The organism is Fructilactobacillus sp. YLN 2507 (assembly GCF_059614085.1).
Genome location: NZ_CM184303.1, coordinates 978,390 through 993,878, shown reverse-complemented (window position 1 = coordinate 993,878; position 15,489 = coordinate 978,390). Strand labels below are relative to the sequence as shown.

Annotated in this window: 13 protein-coding genes and 3 tRNA genes; 13 read left to right on the top strand and 3 right to left on the bottom strand. The window is 35.8% G+C overall.

Translation table 11 applies throughout. The annotated features are described in order from the left end of the window. The first annotated feature begins 11 nt into the window (after positions 1-11). From glnA to AC0GLY_RS05140, 10 genes are all read left to right on the top strand, one after another. On the top strand, positions 12-1,358 hold the full coding sequence (gene glnA, locus AC0GLY_RS05185) for a type I glutamate--ammonia ligase (RefSeq protein WP_496611126.1): 1,347 nt from the start codon (positions 12-14) through the stop codon (positions 1,356-1,358). 143 nt (positions 1,359-1,501) lie between these two features. After that, positions 1,502-2,974 (top strand): peptide MFS transporter, encoded by a 1,473-nt coding sequence (locus AC0GLY_RS05180; RefSeq protein WP_496611125.1) that lies wholly within the window; start codon positions 1,502-1,504, stop codon positions 2,972-2,974. 206 nt (positions 2,975-3,180) lie between these two features. Next, positions 3,181-3,263: transfer RNA gene (locus AC0GLY_RS05175), tRNA-Tyr, on the top strand. A 9-nt stretch (positions 3,264-3,272) separates the two neighbouring features. Further along, positions 3,273-3,344, top strand: a tRNA-Gln gene (locus tag AC0GLY_RS05170). Between the two features lie 51 nt (positions 3,345-3,395). Continuing rightward, positions 3,396-4,097, top strand: coding sequence for a GntR family transcriptional regulator (locus tag AC0GLY_RS05165; protein WP_496611124.1), 702 nt, complete (start codon positions 3,396-3,398; stop codon positions 4,095-4,097). Positions 4,098-4,207: 110 nt separating this feature from the next. Continuing rightward, positions 4,208-5,674, top strand: a complete 1,467-nt coding sequence (locus tag AC0GLY_RS05160; RefSeq protein WP_496611123.1) for a nicotinate phosphoribosyltransferase — start codon at positions 4,208-4,210, stop codon at positions 5,672-5,674. An 11-nt stretch (positions 5,675-5,685) separates the two neighbouring features. Then, positions 5,686-6,525, top strand: coding sequence for an NAD(+) synthase (nadE, locus tag AC0GLY_RS05155; protein ID WP_496611122.1), 840 nt, complete (start codon positions 5,686-5,688; stop codon positions 6,523-6,525). A 48-nt stretch (positions 6,526-6,573) separates the two neighbouring features. Then, on the top strand, positions 6,574-8,742 hold the full coding sequence (locus AC0GLY_RS05150) for a Tex family protein (RefSeq protein WP_496611121.1): 2,169 nt from the start codon (positions 6,574-6,576) through the stop codon (positions 8,740-8,742). 57 nt (positions 8,743-8,799) lie between these two features. Then, on the top strand, positions 8,800-9,243 hold the full coding sequence (locus AC0GLY_RS05145) for a SprT family protein (protein WP_496611120.1): 444 nt from the start codon (positions 8,800-8,802) through the stop codon (positions 9,241-9,243). Positions 9,244-9,296: 53 nt separating this feature from the next. Continuing rightward, positions 9,297-9,382: transfer RNA gene (locus AC0GLY_RS05140), tRNA-Leu, on the top strand. Between the two features lie 100 nt (positions 9,383-9,482). On the opposite strand, the gene AC0GLY_RS05135 is transcribed toward AC0GLY_RS05140, so the two are convergent. Next, a complete protein-coding gene (locus AC0GLY_RS05135) occupies positions 9,483-10,670 on the bottom strand; it encodes an LCP family glycopolymer transferase (protein ID WP_496611119.1) in 1,188 nt (395 codons plus the stop codon). Between the two features lie 183 nt (positions 10,671-10,853). Between AC0GLY_RS05135 and AC0GLY_RS05130 the strand changes: the two genes are divergently transcribed. After that, positions 10,854-11,525, top strand: a complete 672-nt coding sequence (locus AC0GLY_RS05130; RefSeq protein ID WP_496611118.1) for a 2,3-bisphosphoglycerate-dependent phosphoglycerate mutase — start codon at positions 10,854-10,856, stop codon at positions 11,523-11,525. Positions 11,526-11,550: 25 nt separating this feature from the next. Continuing rightward, on the top strand, positions 11,551-12,612 hold the full coding sequence (locus tag AC0GLY_RS05125) for a WxL protein host-binding domain-containing protein (RefSeq protein ID WP_496611117.1): 1,062 nt from the start codon (positions 11,551-11,553) through the stop codon (positions 12,610-12,612). Positions 12,613-12,724: 112 nt separating this feature from the next. Here AC0GLY_RS05125 and AC0GLY_RS05120 read toward each other — a convergent pair whose 3' ends face one another. Continuing rightward, positions 12,725-14,059 carry a C1 family peptidase gene (locus AC0GLY_RS05120; RefSeq protein WP_496611116.1) on the bottom strand — a complete coding sequence of 445 codons (1,335 nt, stop codon included), beginning with the start codon at positions 14,057-14,059 and terminating at the stop codon, positions 12,725-12,727. Between the two features lie 55 nt (positions 14,060-14,114). After that, entirely contained in the window at positions 14,115-14,801 is a 687-nt protein-coding gene (gene rpiA / locus AC0GLY_RS05115) for a ribose-5-phosphate isomerase RpiA (protein WP_496611115.1), read from the bottom strand. Between the two features lie 146 nt (positions 14,802-14,947). On the opposite strand from rpiA, the gene AC0GLY_RS05110 reads away from it, so the two are divergent. Then, entirely contained in the window at positions 14,948-15,484 is a 537-nt protein-coding gene (locus AC0GLY_RS05110) for a dCTP deaminase/dUTPase family protein (protein ID WP_496611114.1), read from the top strand. Positions 15,485-15,489 lie beyond the last annotated feature (5 nt).

Sequence of the window (15,489 nt, the reverse complement as noted above, 5' to 3'; positions counted from 1 at the left end):
GAGATAGGGTAATGGAAAAGACAGTCAAATATACACCTGAAGATATTAAAAGAATGGTTAAAGATGAAGATGTTCGTTTTCTTCGTTTAATGTTTACTGATTTACTTGGAACAGTTAAAAATGTTGAAGTTCCAATTAGTCAATTAGATCAATTATTGGCAGGAAAGTTAATGTTTGATGGATCTTCAATTGATGGTTTTGTGAGAATTGAAGAAAGTGATATGTATTTACATCCAGATCTTGATACCTGGATGGTATTTCCTTGGGGTGACGAGCACGGTAAAGTAGCAAGAATTACTTGTTCAGTATATACTGCTGATGGCGAATTATTTGCTGGAGATCCTCGTAATAATTTAATGCGTGTTCTTGAAGAAATGCAAGAATTAGGGTTTAGCGATTTTAACATTGGACCTGAACCAGAGTTTTTCCTATTTGAATTAGACGAAAATGGTCGTCCAACCGAAAAACTAAATGATAAAGGAAGCTATTTTGATTTAGCACCAATGGACTTAGCTGCTAACGTTCGTCGTGATATGGTGCTTGAGCTTGAAAAAATGAACTTTAAAGTTGAAGCATCTCATCACGAAGTTGCCCCAGGACAACATGAAATTGATTTTGAATATGATAATGCAGTAGCTGCTGCTGATCATATTCAGACTTTCAAAATGGTTGTTAAAACCGTGGCTCGACGTTATGGCTTATATGCAACCTTTATGCCTAAACCTTTGAATGGGGTTAATGGTTCTGGAATGCATATGAACATGTCACTCTTTGATAAAGATGGAAAAAATGCTTTCTATGATGAAAATGGGGAAGGCCAATTATCACAAACTGCTTATTATTTCTTAGGTGGATTATTGAAACATGCAAAAGCTCTAACTGCTGTATGTAATCCAACAGTTAACTCATACAAACGATTAGTTCCTGGATTTGAAGCTCCAGTATATATTGCTTGGTCGGGTGCTAACCGTTCTCCAATGATTAGAGTTCCCATCGCTCGTGGTAAGGGAACTCGACTTGAATTAAGAAGTGTTGATCCTTCAGCTAATCCATATTTAGCTATTGCTGCCATTTTAAAAGCCGGATTAGATGGAATCAAAAATAAGATTGAACCAGAAGAACCAGTTGATCGTAATATTTATTCAATGGATGGAAAAGAACTTAAACTTGATCACATTGAAAAATTACCAACTTCATTACACAATGCATTAGTTGAATATGCTAAAGATCCTTTAATGGAAGATGCTATGGGTCCTCATATTTATCAGAATTTCTTAGATGCTAAAAACATGGAATGGAGTGCTTACAGTCAAAACGTTTCTCAATGGGAACGGGATCGTTATTTAGATATGCTCTAAAATAATTACTAACTAACTAATAAAACGACTTAACTAATTTGATTAAGTCGTTTTTTAGTTAGTTTATATACAAATGTTCAGTTTGTATAAACAAAGGATGTAGAGTATAATTGTTTTTATATTCTTAATTAGGAGAGATAATTTTGGAAAATAAAAAAGATATGGATCATGCGTTTTTTGGACAACCGAAGGGTTTAGCGGCTTTAGTCGGAACCGAATTCTGGGAAAGATTTAGTTACTATGGGATGCGAGCTATCCTATTGTTTTACATTGTTGCTAAAGTTTCAGAGGGTGGTTTGGGACTATCTCAAACCACTGGTTTGTCAATTATGGCAATTTATGGATCATTAGTTTATCTTGCATCCGTAATTGGTGGGTACATTAGTGATCGAATTTTAGGAAGTCGTCGGACGGTTCTGTATGGTGGAATTTTAATCATGTTAGGGCACATTTCGTTATCACTTCCGGCTGGATTAACGGGGCTATTTGCTTCGATTGCCTTTATTACTTTAGGAACTGGGCTTTTAAAACCTAATATTTCTGATATGGTTGGTAAGCTATATAAACCAGAAGATTTACGACGTGAAAGTGCTTTTACAATTTTTGTTTTTGGGATTAACTTTGGTGCCTTCATTTCACCACTAGTATGTGGATGGGTTTCTACTTCATACAATTATCATGTTGGATTCTCACTTGCAGCATTTGGAATGTTCTTTGGATTATTGTTCTACTACTTTGGTGGTAATAAAACCCTTGGTGATGATGGTGAAAAACCTTCTGATCCATTACTTTCTGGGGAAACAAAATCAGCAGTTTTTAAGATTATTGCCGGTTTAATTGCTTTCGCTGCCGTTATAACTGTTATGAAATTGATGGGAATTCTTACTATTGACAACTTTGTTACGCTTTTAAGTATTATAGCAATTGTAACGCCAATTATTTATTTCGTAATTATGTTAAAAAGCAAGAAAGTTACAGCAGATGAACATAAGAAAGTACTTGCCTACATACCACTATTTATCGGTGCCATGATTTTTTGGGGAATTGAAGAATCTGGTTCAAGTATTTTAGCAAGTTTTGCTGCTAGTCAAACAAATAACAACTTAGGTTGGTTAAAAATTGATCCAAGTTGGTATCAATCATTGAACCCGTTGTTTATCATGCTTTATACTCCATTATTTGTAATTTTGTGGAATAAGTTGGGTAAGCGTCAACCAAGAACTCCACAGAAATTTGCCTATGGTTTGTTCTTCTCAGGTTTATCATTTTTACTTATGGTAATTCCACTCATGCTTTTTGGAACATCTGCTAAAATTAATCCACTTTGGTTAGTTGGTAGTTGGGCCATTATTGAAATTGGTGAAATGTTAATTTCTCCAATTGGTTTGTCAGTTACGACACAACTTGCACCAAAAGCTTTTGGTGCCCAAATGTTAAGTATGTGGTTCTTATCAAATGCTGCTGGACAAGCAGTTAATTCTCAAATTGCTCGTTTTTATACACCAGGACACGAAATTGCTTACTTTGGAATTATTGGGTTAGTTGCTATTGGAGCTAGTGTAGTCTTACTATTCTTTGTAAAACCAATTTTAAGCTTGATGGAAAATGTAGAATAATCTAAATAAATTTTTGTTTAAAAGTCTAAATTTTAATTGAATTCAGGCTTTTTTTGATGTCTTTTTTTATTAAAAACTAGGGTAAGTTTAACGCCTAGCAAATATCGAAAAAAATTTGGATTTTTTTCGATATTTTGTTGACAAGATCATCGTTATCCATTAATATTATATATGTTGATTGGGTGACCTAATCAATTAATCAATGCGGAGGGGTAGCGAAGTCTGGCTAAACGCGGCGGACTGTAAATCCGCTCCTTCGGGTTCGGTGGTTCGAATCCACTCCCCTCCATTTTATTTTTGGGCTATGGCCAAGCGGTAAGGCACTAGGTTTTGATCCTAGTATGCGCTGGTTCGATCCCAGCTAGCCCAATAGGTAAATCGACTGACGTATTGTCAGTCGATTTTTTTTATAGGAGGATTTATGGATTTACCAGTTTACATAAAAATTCACAACGACATTAAACAAAAAATTGAAACGGGAGTATGGCCATTAGGTACCCAAATTCCTTCTGAAAGAAAATTGGCAGAAAGTTATCGGGTTAGTCGAATGACCTTAAGACAAGCAGTTCAAACTTTAATTGATGAGGGCTTATTGCGCCATGCAATTGGATCAGGAACTTTTGTAACTAGTCAAAAAGTTCAGGAGCATATGTCTGGTATTTCTAGCTTTACAGAAACTATGGAAGCTCAGGGTAAGAAACCAAGTAGTCAAACATTATCTTATAAAATTATTGAACCAACTTTTAAAGAGGCAAGTGTCTTAGAATTAAAAAATAATGAACGAGTTTTGCGTATGGAACGGTTGCGTTTTGGTGATGGGGAACCGATTTGTTTAGAAACAACTACCGTTAGAGCAGATTTGATTAAGGGGATGAATCAAGTTGATGTAACTGAATCATTTTATCGTTCGTTAGCTGAACAAAAGGGACTGATTCCGGTGAGTGCCAAACAATATATTTCAGCTATTTTAGCAAGTTCACGAGTCGCAGAATTATTAACTATTAAACCCAGAGATCCGATTTTGAAATTGAAACAAATTTCATATTTGAAAAATCAACAGCCACTTGAATTTGTTGAAACGCAATACGTTGCCCAACGCTTTGAATTTTATTTAAATAAATAGATACGGAATTAGCCAAAATGAGATTGGTGTTTTTTACTTTATTACTTTTAATGTTAGAATTAAATCATAATTGAATTTCTTGGTTTGTTTTATTCTGGAGGAATAAAAAAATGGCAACTATAGATGTTAATGCAAATCTCACTTTGCATACTGATGATTATGAAATTAATATGATGGCAACTTATTTTGCAAAAAAAATGCAAAATCGTCATGCAGTTTTTGAAGTTTATTTTCGTGATATGCCTTTTGGAAATGGTTATGCTGTGTTTGCAGGATTAAAGCATGTCATCGATTATCTTGAAAACTTAAAATTTACCGATGAAGATATTGAATATTTAAATAAAGTAGGAGATTATTCATCTGAATTTTTAGAATACCTACGAAATTTTAAGTTTAAAGGAACGATTCGGTCAGCAGTTGAAGGGGATTTAGTTTTTAATCATGAGCCTATTATGCAAGTGGAAGGAACGATTGCTGAATGTCAGCTAGTTGAAACTGCCATTTTAAATATTGTTAATTATCAAACTTTAATTGCGACTAAAGCAGCCCGAATTCGTAGTGTTGCTGGTAGTGATCCTCTTCTTGAATTTGGTTCACGAAGAGCGCAGGAAGTTTCGGCTGCTTTATGGGGGACGCGAGCTGCTTATATTGGCGGATTTGATGCAACTTCCAATGTTTTAGCCGGCAAAGAATTTGGGATTCCAATTTCTGGAACTCATGCACATTCTTTAGTTGAATCATTTGGGAATGATTACGATGCTTTTAAGGCATATGCGGAAACTCACAAAGATTGTGTGTTTTTAGTTGATACTTTTGATACTTTAAAAAGTGGGGTTCCAGAAGCAATTCGGGTTGCTAGTGAAATGGGTGATAAAATTAACTTTAACGGCGTTCGAATTGATTCTGGAGATATGGCCTATATCTCTAAAAAAGTTCGTGAAATGCTTGACAAAGCTGGTTATCCGGACGCAAAAATTTATGCTTCTAATGATTTAGATGAATATACGATTAGCAGTTTAAAAATGCAGCATGCTAAAATTAACGTTTGGGGAGTGGGGACAAAGGTTATTACAGCCTTTGATCAACCAGCTTTGGGTGCGGTTTATAAATTAGTTTCTGTAGAAGATAAGGCTGGAAAAATGGTTGATACGATTAAGCTTTCAAATAATGCGGAAAAAGTATCTACTCCAGGTAAGAAACAAGTTTGGCGAATCACTGAAAAGCAAGATGGTAAATCAGAAGGTGACTACGTAACGTTAGCAAGTGAAGATCCTCGGCGAGAAAAAGAACTTTATATGTTTCATCCTCAGTATACGTACATTAACAAAACGATTACAGATTTTAACGCGGAACCACTATTAAAGGACATCTTTGTTGATGGAAAATTAGTTTATCAAGTCCCTACTTTAAAAGATACTAAACAACATGCTGATAAAGTTCGTGAGTTATTATGGCCTGAGTATAAACGGATGCTTAATCCAGAACAATATCCAGTCGACCTTTCGCAAAAGGCATGGGATAACAAAATTAAATTAATTAAACAAATCCGTAATGGCGGACAAAAACGTTTACAATAGGACGATTACTTATGAACGAAAAACAAAAACAAATTCAAAAAGAAATTATTGAAGCTTTAAAGGTTCAACCTCAAATTGACCCCCACACTGAAATTCGGCGTAGTGTTGATTTTATCAAAGCTTATTTTCAAAAAAATACTTTTTTAGAAACGGCTGTGTTAGGTATTTCTGGCGGGCAAGATTCAACTTTAGCTGGTAAATTAGGTGAAATGGCCATGTCAGAGCTTCGCCAAGAAACTGGAAATTCAAAGTATCAATTCATTGCAGTTCGCTTACCTTATGGGGAACAAGCTGATGAATCAGATGCGATGGCTGCCATTCAATTTATTCAAGCTGACCAAGTAGCACGAGTTAACATTAAAGCAGCAACTGATGCTATGGTAAGTGCAGTTGAAGCTAATGGCACTCAAATTTCAGACTTTAATAAGGGAAACATTAAAGCGCGAGAACGGATGATTGCACAATTTGCAATTGCAGGAGCATATCAAGGAATTGTATTAGGAACTGATCATGCTGCTGAAGCAGTAACTGGTTTTTATACAAAGTTTGGTGATGGCGCTGCGGACCTCACTCCACTTTGGCGGCTTGATAAACGTCAAGGACGGTTGATGTTAGAAGCCTTAGATGCTCCTAAAAAATTATATGAAAAAACTCCGACTGCTGATTTAGAAGATGGTCGTCCAGCTTTACCAGATGAAGCTGCTTTAGGAGTTAGCTACAAAGAGATTGACGATTTCTTAGAAGGGCAAAATATTAGCGAACAAGCAGCTACTACCATTGAAAACTGGTATCAAAAAACGAAACATAAACGTCATTCACCAATCACAGTCTATGATTCATTTTGGAAATAAGAAATTAAAAACTTCGTTTTGTAACGGAGTTTTTATATTGGAGGAATAATGGAATCAGAAATTATTAAACAAGTTAGTCAGAAGCTTGTAGAGGTTAATCCACACCAAATTGAAACGACCCTATCGTTACTAGATGAGGGCAATACTGTTCCTTTTATTGCCCGTTATCGAAAAGAAAGAACAGGTAGTCTTGATGAAGTCCAAATCCGAAACATTCAAGATGCTTATCAACGCTTATTAAAGTTAAGTAATCGTAAAACAGATGTGATTAACAAAATTACGGAACAGGGAAAATTAACAGATCAATTACAAGCTCAAATTAAGGCAGCAAATGATATTCAAGTGGTTGAAGATTTATATCTTCCGTTTAAACAAAAACGAAAGACTAAAGCAACGCTAGCAGATGAACAAGGATTGACGCCCCTAGCTAACCAAATGATGAAGTTTCCTAATCAAAGTCCCAAACAGTTAGCTGAAAGTTACGTTAATCCAGCAGTTGGTCTAAATGATGTTACTGAAGTCTTGAGTGGGGTGGCTGATATAATTAGTCAATCGGTTGCGGATGTTGCAATTTTTCGAGAGTGGATTCGGAACTATACTGAAAAAAATGGTTTGTTAGTAACTAAACTAAAAAGTAAGGCAGAAGAACTCGATGAAAATCAAGTTTATGCTAATTATTATGACTTTTCTGAAACAATTAAAACGATTCCTTCCTTTCGAGTGTTAGCAATTAACCGGGGGAAAAAGCAAAAAATACTACAAGTTAAAATTGACGTTAACGAAGATGTGATTCTTAAATATTTAAATTTTACCGTAATTGGCAGGCATACAGGGCCAGTGGTTGAATTTGTGGCAGATGCTATTAAGGAAGCTTATCGTAAGTCAATTCGTCCTGCAATTACGCGGGAAGTTCAGGCTAAGTTAACGGAAAACGCTGAAGCACATGCCATTGAAGTTTTTGGTAAAAATCTTTACCACCTTTTGATGCAGGCTCCGATTAAGGGGAAAGTTACTTTAGGCTTTGATCCTGCTTATCGAACGGGTTGTAAGCTGGCCATTATGGATGAAAATGGCAAATTTCTGCATAAACAAATTATTTTTGCTACGAAACCTGCTAGTGAGACGAAGATTGATCAGGCCAAACAACAATTTATTGATTTAATTAATCAATATCACGTTGAAGTGGTGGCAATTGGAAATGGGACAGCTTCACGTGAATCAGAGTTGTTTGTTGCGAATGCTCTTAAAGCGGTTGATTTCCCAGTTCACTATGTAATTGTGAATGAATCAGGTGCTTCCGTTTATTCTGCTAGTGATAATGCTCGGAAAGAGTTTCCCAATCTTCATGTTGAAGAACGGTCTGCCATTAGCATCGGACGACGTCTACAAGATCCCTTAGCAGAATTAATAAAAATTGATCCAAAAGCAGTCGGAGTGGGTCAATACCAACATGATGTTTCAGAAACTCATTTAGACCAGCAACTTAACCGAGTTGTAGAAACTGCCGTTAACCAAGTAGGGGTTAATTTAAATACGGCCAGTCCAGAATTACTGGAACATATTTCTGGGTTATCAGCTACAATTTCACAAAATATCGTGAATTATCGGGAAGCCAACGGGAGTTTTACAAATCGTAACCAACTTAAAAAAGTTAAACGTTTGGGACCCAAGGCTTATGAACAATCAGTTGGTTTCTTACGCATCATTGGTGGAAATAATCCATTAGATAACACTGATATTCATCCTGAAAGTTATTCGATTGCGAAAGATATTTTACAAACTATGCAACTTACGGTTAATGATTTGGGAAGTGAAGTGGCTGTTCAAAAGTTAGAGAATGCAAATATTAAAGCGCTAGCTGGCCAATTTGCACTTGATGAACAATTTGTGATTGACTTAATTAATGGACTTAAAAATCCAGGACGAGATTTACGTGATCAAATGCCAGCTCCTTTATTGAAATCAGACGTGATGAAAATTGATGATTTGCAACCAGGAATGAAGTTACAGGGAACTGTCCGTAACGTTATTGACTTCGGGGCCTTTGTCGATGTGGGCGTAAAACAGGATGGCCTAGTTCACATTTCACATATGAGTTATAAATTCATTAAAGATCCAGCTACGGTTGTTTCGGTTGGTGATATTGTAGATGTGTGGGTCCTAGCAGTTGATGTTGATCGAAAACGAATTCAATTATCAATGATTGAACCAGAATAAGATTTCAACTAAACACGTATTTATCTTTGGTTATAAAAAAATTGACTAGGAGTAAATATGACTGATCAAGAATTACAAACTTTAGTGGAAAAACTTTCTCAAACTTATTTTAATCGGCCGTTTTTACATCGAGCTTATTTTAATCGACGTTTAAAAACGACGGGAGGACGGTATCATTTAAAAGACCATAACATTGATATTAATCCGAAAATGGCTTTTAATCCAGAAACTTTGAATGGGATTATTAAACATGAATTAGTGCATTATCATCTTCATTTAACTGGGCATTCGGGTAAACATAATACTGTCGAGTTTAAGCGTTTATTGCAACAGGTTGGTGGTAGTCGATATGCGCCACGGGTGGAACGAACTTACAAATATGAATATCAATGTAGTAAATGTCAACAAACGTATTATCGCCAAAGACGAATTGATTTAAATCGCTATGTTTGTAGTAGGTGTCATGGAAAATTGCAGTTGTTACCGATTACTTCAAATTAAAATTTATATTGCGTTTTGGTTCATTTGTTGATATACTAAATACTGTTAAATATGCGGCCATGGCGGAATTGGCAGACGCGCAAGATTAAGGATCTTGTCGGGAGTTTTCCCGGTGGAAGTTCGAATCTTCTTGGCCGCACTAAATAACAGTTAAAAAGCAATTCTCATTTGAGAATTGCTTTTTTTACGTATTTTATAAAGAAATCCCATCTAATGTTACAGATAGGATTTTAGCTTATTTAGTTTTCTATTTCATCATTATTGTTAGCTGTCACTTTATCATTGAAAATACTATCTTCAGAATCAGCTTCACTATTTGAGTTAGTGTGCTTTTGATATTTAGTGAGTGTAGGAGCTTTTTTTAATCCTAATGATTGTCGAAGGTCATTAGAAACGTTTAAAAGTTCCGCATTAGGTGCAACCTGGTAACTAACTCCGTCAACGGTAGCATTATCACATTGTAATGCACCTTCTTGAATGTTTTTAGTAGCTCCCCGATAAGTAGCTGCGGCAGTCATCATATCGTCAAAGGTTAAGTTAGTTAAAATATTACCCTTTAGTGATTTTAAAATGTCGCTATATTTTGTTACTGAAGAAACCTTTAATCCATTTCTAAGAATCTGTTCTAAGACTTGGCGCTGCCGAATTTGTCTTCCATAATCACCTAATGGATCTTGATACCGCATTCTAGTGTATTGGAGGGCTGTTTGACCATTCATATGCTCGGTCTTGCCTTTTTTAACGCTAATTCCTTCATAGTCAAAGGTTAGGTTAGGAGTAATAGAAACTCCACCAACAGCATTGACCATTTTTTTAATACCTCCCATGTTAATCACACCATAAAAATCAATTGGAATATTAAGTAATTTACTAGCAACCGCTGTCGCTGAGTCAGGTCCACCAATGGTATAGGCCGCGTTAATTTTTTCATAAGGCATCCGATCGCCAGGAACCACTACCTTAGTATCACGGGGAATACTAATAAATTTAGTTGTATTGGTTTTGGGATTAACTGTTGCAACAATCATTGAATCAGTTCGACCCTTATCCTTTCGACCAAGAGCACCTGTATCAGTGCCCATTAAAAGAATTGAAAAGGGTTTTCGTTCTTTTAGGATATTAGAAACATTACGTGAACTATGGCTGGCCATGTAAGTATTTCCAAAGGTGTCCCGAGCTTTTTGATACTGAAGATACCCGAATGCTAAACCAATAATCATGATGACTAAGAGAATTACTAGAACTGTCCAAGCAATTGGATGGTATTCTGTATCAGCTGACCCTTGTGAAATCTGAGATTTTTTGACTTCTGAGGTAGATTTACTTTGCGATTGTTGATGAATAATCTTATTTGGATCATTGATGAAATGGTTTTTTCCAGAGCGGCGATTATGGTTAAAATTATTATTATTTTCGTTTTCTGTCATGATAGGGTAGGTCCTTTTAATGTAAAATCAGCTTATACTTATTATAGCCTAATGCTAAACAACTGTCTTATTAAGTTGAGAAAAACGTTGTCTTTTTGATTATAGGAAAATGAATAATTAAAACAATCAGCTAAATATGCTACAATACATAGGAATGCTAAAAGAGTCAGCGAGGTCGATTATATGAGTAAATTAGTTCTAATGCGACATGGTGAGAGTGTGGCAAATTATAATCACACTTTTACCGGCTGGAGTGATGTACCCTTGACCGAAGCAGGCAGAAAATCTGCTCGTGAGGCTGGTCGAAAACTAAATGAGTTACAAATTCAATTTGATGATGCGCATACTTCTTATTTAAAGCGGGCAATTACATCAGAAAATATTGTTTTATCAGAAATGAATCAACTTTGGATTCCGCAACACAAGACCTGGAGATTGAATGAACGTCATTATGGAGCTTTACGGGGCAAAAATAAAAAGGCGGTTCGTGCTGAAGTGGGTGACAAACAATTTATGCAATGGCGAAGAAGCTTTGCATCAGTACCACCTAAGTTAGAACAAGTTCCCGTGTTACGTCGGTATCAGGCTGCTGGAATTACAGAGCCTCCAGCTGAAAGTTTGAAAATGGCTTATGAACGATTAGTACCATATTGGTTGGATGAAATTGCTCCGCGTTTGATGGATGGGAAAAATCAGTTGGTGGTTGCCCACGGAAGCTCATTACGTGCTTTAATTAAGTATTTGGAAAATATTGATGATTTTGGTATTGATGGGGTAGAAGTCGGAAATGCTGAGCCAATCATTTATACTTTAGATGATGAATTGAAAATTTTAAATAAAGAGACAATTAAGTAACAATAAATAGTGAATGGAGAAGAATATGTCTAATAACTTAAAAAAAGTAATGATTCCTTTATTACTTTTACTTAGTTTTATGGGAGCATTAATCACTTTCCAATTTAATTGTAATGCAGAAGTAGTCAATCAAGAGGTTCCGTTGAAAGTCGAACCTCAGACTAAAGACATTAAGTTTCAGAATAAAAGTAGTAACTTTTTTAATTTTCAACTTGGAAATAATGATCAGATTAATCAAGATTTAGTCATTAAAGTTACTAATCCTAGTGTAGATAAAGTTGTGCATTTTACAACGGAAATTAATCAGGCCACAACCTCTAAAAATGCAAAAGTAGTCTATGATGGAAAAGGAAAACTTGTCAAAAATCCATTTGATTTTAAGCAGTTAGTAACAGCAATCGGTGCTAAGGAAAACAATGTAACTTTAAAACCAGGAGAAAGTCGAGATTTACACTTTCACGTTCAGACACCCGATAATGCAACCTTTAAAAAATTTAAGGGAACCGTTTTAGGAGGCATCTATCTTCTAGCTCAAACAGCTGATGGACACCAGTCTAAAAGAGCCGCATATCCGGTTGCCATTATGATTAATAAGGGGACATCTTCACCTAACCTTTCGATGAAAAAAGTAAAGCCAGATACTTGGTATCGACATAATACGGTTGATGCGATGATTTCTAATAATCATCCAGATTTATTAAATCAAATGAATTATAAGGCTAGTGTTGTAAAGAAAGGGACTAACGATGTAGTTGCACAAGGTAGTCAAACTAATGGTCAAATTGGTCCTAATAATCAATTTAAATTTGAAATTCCTTGGTTGACGCCACGAATTACACCTGGCGCTTACACGATGAAAGTTAAAATTAAAAGTACCGATCCACAACTAGGTAGTAAAGGTGGAACTTGGTTCTTAGAAAAAGACTTTACCGTTTCCGTATTAGATGCGGTGGTACTAAATGCTAAAATTACACATTCAATTCCATGGATTTTTATCCTATGTGTATTGGTATTTTTGGGAATTGTAGTTGGATTAATTTACTGGTTAGTTAGAATTCGGAATCGCCGTGAGGGCCTAGAAAATTAAATATTAGGAGAAAAAGGATTGAATTCAGTTAGAATTTAGTCCTTTTTTACTATTAATAAAAAAGACCCCGATAACGTTTAAAATGTCATCAGGGCCTGATTTTCGTATTTAATTAAGCAAGGGTACCCATTGGATCCCATGGAGCTAATTCTTTTGGTTCTTCAGTTTGTTGTTCGCGTTCTTCAGGGGTAAGGTATTTTTTGTTAATGACGACTTGATAAACGAACTCGCTAAACCAATCGTCACTCATGACAAAGTAACCCTTTTCTCCAACTTTGTCACCCCAACTATTTTCGACTTTCCATTTGGTAGGTTGACCGTTAACAAGATCGACTCCAGTAATAACCATTGCATGATTCATTACACTTTCTCCATAATCAAGGCGTTGAGCTTTGGTAAGAGAATTGTTAGTATGCATTAAATCATCAACATGATATAAATCAGTATCCAAAATACCGGCTTTTCGATCACTATCCATGGAAACATCACTCCCAAACCAAACCGTTTCACCAGCTTGAAGCTGTTTAATGGTTAATGCCTTTAATCTTTCAATGGGAAGGTTGAAGTGTTTGATAGCACGCCCACCGACTACATTACCAAGCATTTCAACAGTGTAAGTCTTGTTAAATGGCTTGTCAGCAGTTGGGGAGTTAATGATAGAAATGTAATTTTCAAGGTCTAAATTAATGTACTTGTTGAAAAAGTCCTTGGGAGTTAAGTTTTCGTCAATGTGATAATTTTTGTCAGCATCACGATATTCAAAGTTAAAGATTTCTACTGGCTTACCAAAGGCAAAGACTAACATTCGGTAAACTTCATTCATCATATCGTCGCGTTTGGCGTTGATAATTTCTTCACTTTGACCGTCGTTAACTAATTTACGTAAGATGATCGCATCATGGCGTAATTGAGTGTTTAAAGCAGCATTAATTTCTGACGACATGTTACTGTTGTAAGTTTCTGGCATTGCAGACTTTGGCACAATTCCGTATTTTTCAATTAGGGCACAAAGCATGTCCCATTGACCTCCATCTTGTTGGGGAGTGGCCAACAAGAAGTTAACTTTTCGCGAATCAAGTGGTTGGTCAGCGGTATTAATTATGTTATTTAGAAAGTAGTTTGCTTTTTCGAATTTATCCCAAAAGAAAGTAAAGGTTTGTGATAATTCAAAATCTTTGGGTACATTGAAGTTGTTTTCCACTTGAGTCCGCATCGTATTTAGGGCTGCAAACACCCAACACCTACCACTTTGTTTTTGATTAGCAACATGTTGACTAGAAACGTCAACCGAAAAAACTGGGTCCATCGCAGCAGTGGCTTCGTAGTCAGCTGCTGATTTTAAAATTCCATTATGTGTCACTGCACGACGGACTACGTTTGCATCCGTTACTTCATTCAAATTGTTAGCGTAACGTTTAATGCTTTTTGGTTCAATTGGTTTGTCCATAATAAAAAAGCCTCCCAAATAATTGTTTGGCTTTATTATATCGTAATTTAATATTTTAGCGAGCATTAATGATTTTTGGACCATCTGGATATTGCACAATAATTGTATTGGCAATATCCAGAAAAAAGCCATGTTCAACAATTCCAGTAATGGAATCTAGCGTTGCGGCAAGTGCCTTAGGATTATCAATGTGGTCTAAAAACAAATCAATGATGTAGTTCTTTGAATCGGTCGTAATTGGCTGTAGATTTTCATCTAAGCGTAACTTAGGATTAAGTCCCATTTTAGCAAGTCGCTTTTCAAGCTGTTTACTTCCATAGGGAATTACTTCAAGTGGAACGGGATAATTTAAAGTTTTCACCATTTTAGTTTCATCAACAATCCACATATTTTTACGGGAATTAACGGCCACAATTTTTTCCATTAAATGGGAAGCACCGCCGCCTTTAATTCCTTGGTAATGTTCGTCAATTTGATCGGCACCATCAATTGTTAGATCGATGTGATCAACTTCATCAACGTTTTTCATAGTAATGCCTAATCTTTCAGCGTGTTCTCTGGTATATTTAGAGGTAGGCACTCCAATAATATTTAAGCCAGCTTGTACTCGTTTTCCAAGTGCCTCCACGAGGTACCACATTGTGGATCCACTACCAATTCCAACAATCATTCCATCCTTTATGAAGTTGACTGCTTCACGACCAACTTGGGCTTTTTGTTTTTTTACGGCTTCGCTATCCATCAATATTCCCCTCAATTGAACATTCGTATTGTTTAATTCTAAAGGCTATTTTCCATGGATTTTATTGTTTTGTCAAGTATGTAAATAGGCCGTAAATACTGTTAGAATGGTAGTATCCAATTATTTAAAAGTTAGGAGTTTTAAAAATGAAGAGAGGATTCAAAGTGGTTTCAAAAAATCAAAATGAAGGACTAAAATTACCCAAACGTGCTACTAAAAATGCAGCTGGGTATGATTTTGCTAGTTCAGTTGACATGATTTTACCATCAATTTGGAAATTAGGTTTTTTAAGAGCACTTAAAATAATTTTAACGAAAAAAGATTTAGCAGAAACAGATGCCGAAACGGCTCGTAAAGTCCTAAAACCATACTTAATTCCAACGGGGATTAAAGCTTACATGCAAGAAAATGAAGTTTTAATTATTGCTAATCGTTCTAGTAATCCACTTAAACGGGGTATGATTATCCCTAATGGAATTGGTGTAATTGATGCTGATTATTATGATAACGAAAATAATGAAGGCGAAATTTTTGTGCAAATGACGAATTTTGGGCTTACAGATCGTCACATTAAAAAGGGTGAACGAATTGGACAGGGAATTTTCATGCCATTTTTATTAGCTGATGATGACCAAGGACCCAAAGCAACTAGGAATGGTGGATTTGGTTCATCGGGAAAATAAGGAGG

Bases quoted from the DNA above. Each gene is read 5' to 3' on its own strand.
- rpiA (WP_496611115.1), bottom strand. From the start codon at position 14,801: ATGGATAGCGAAGCCGTAAAAAAACAAAAAGCCCAAGTTGGTCGTGAA.
- AC0GLY_RS05165 (WP_496611124.1), top strand. From the start codon at position 3,396: ATGGATTTACCAGTTTACATAAAAATTCACAACGACATTAAACAAAAA.
- AC0GLY_RS05120 (WP_496611116.1), bottom strand. From the start codon at position 14,059: ATGGACAAACCAATTGAACCAAAAAGCATTAAACGTTACGCTAACAAT.
- glnA (WP_496611126.1), top strand. From the start codon at position 12: ATGGAAAAGACAGTCAAATATACACCTGAAGATATTAAAAGAATGGTT.
- AC0GLY_RS05135 (WP_496611119.1), bottom strand. From the start codon at position 10,670: ATGACAGAAAACGAAAATAATAATAATTTTAACCATAATCGCCGCTCT.
- AC0GLY_RS05130 (WP_496611118.1), top strand. From the start codon at position 10,854: ATGAGTAAATTAGTTCTAATGCGACATGGTGAGAGTGTGGCAAATTAT.
- AC0GLY_RS05150 (WP_496611121.1), top strand. From the start codon at position 6,574: ATGGAATCAGAAATTATTAAACAAGTTAGTCAGAAGCTTGTAGAGGTT.
- nadE (WP_496611122.1), top strand. From the start codon at position 5,686: ATGAACGAAAAACAAAAACAAATTCAAAAAGAAATTATTGAAGCTTTA.
- AC0GLY_RS05110 (WP_496611114.1), top strand. From the start codon at position 14,948: ATGAAGAGAGGATTCAAAGTGGTTTCAAAAAATCAAAATGAAGGACTA.
- AC0GLY_RS05160 (WP_496611123.1), top strand. From the start codon at position 4,208: ATGGCAACTATAGATGTTAATGCAAATCTCACTTTGCATACTGATGAT.
- AC0GLY_RS05125 (WP_496611117.1), top strand. From the start codon at position 11,551: ATGTCTAATAACTTAAAAAAAGTAATGATTCCTTTATTACTTTTACTT.
- AC0GLY_RS05145 (WP_496611120.1), top strand. From the start codon at position 8,800: ATGACTGATCAAGAATTACAAACTTTAGTGGAAAAACTTTCTCAAACT.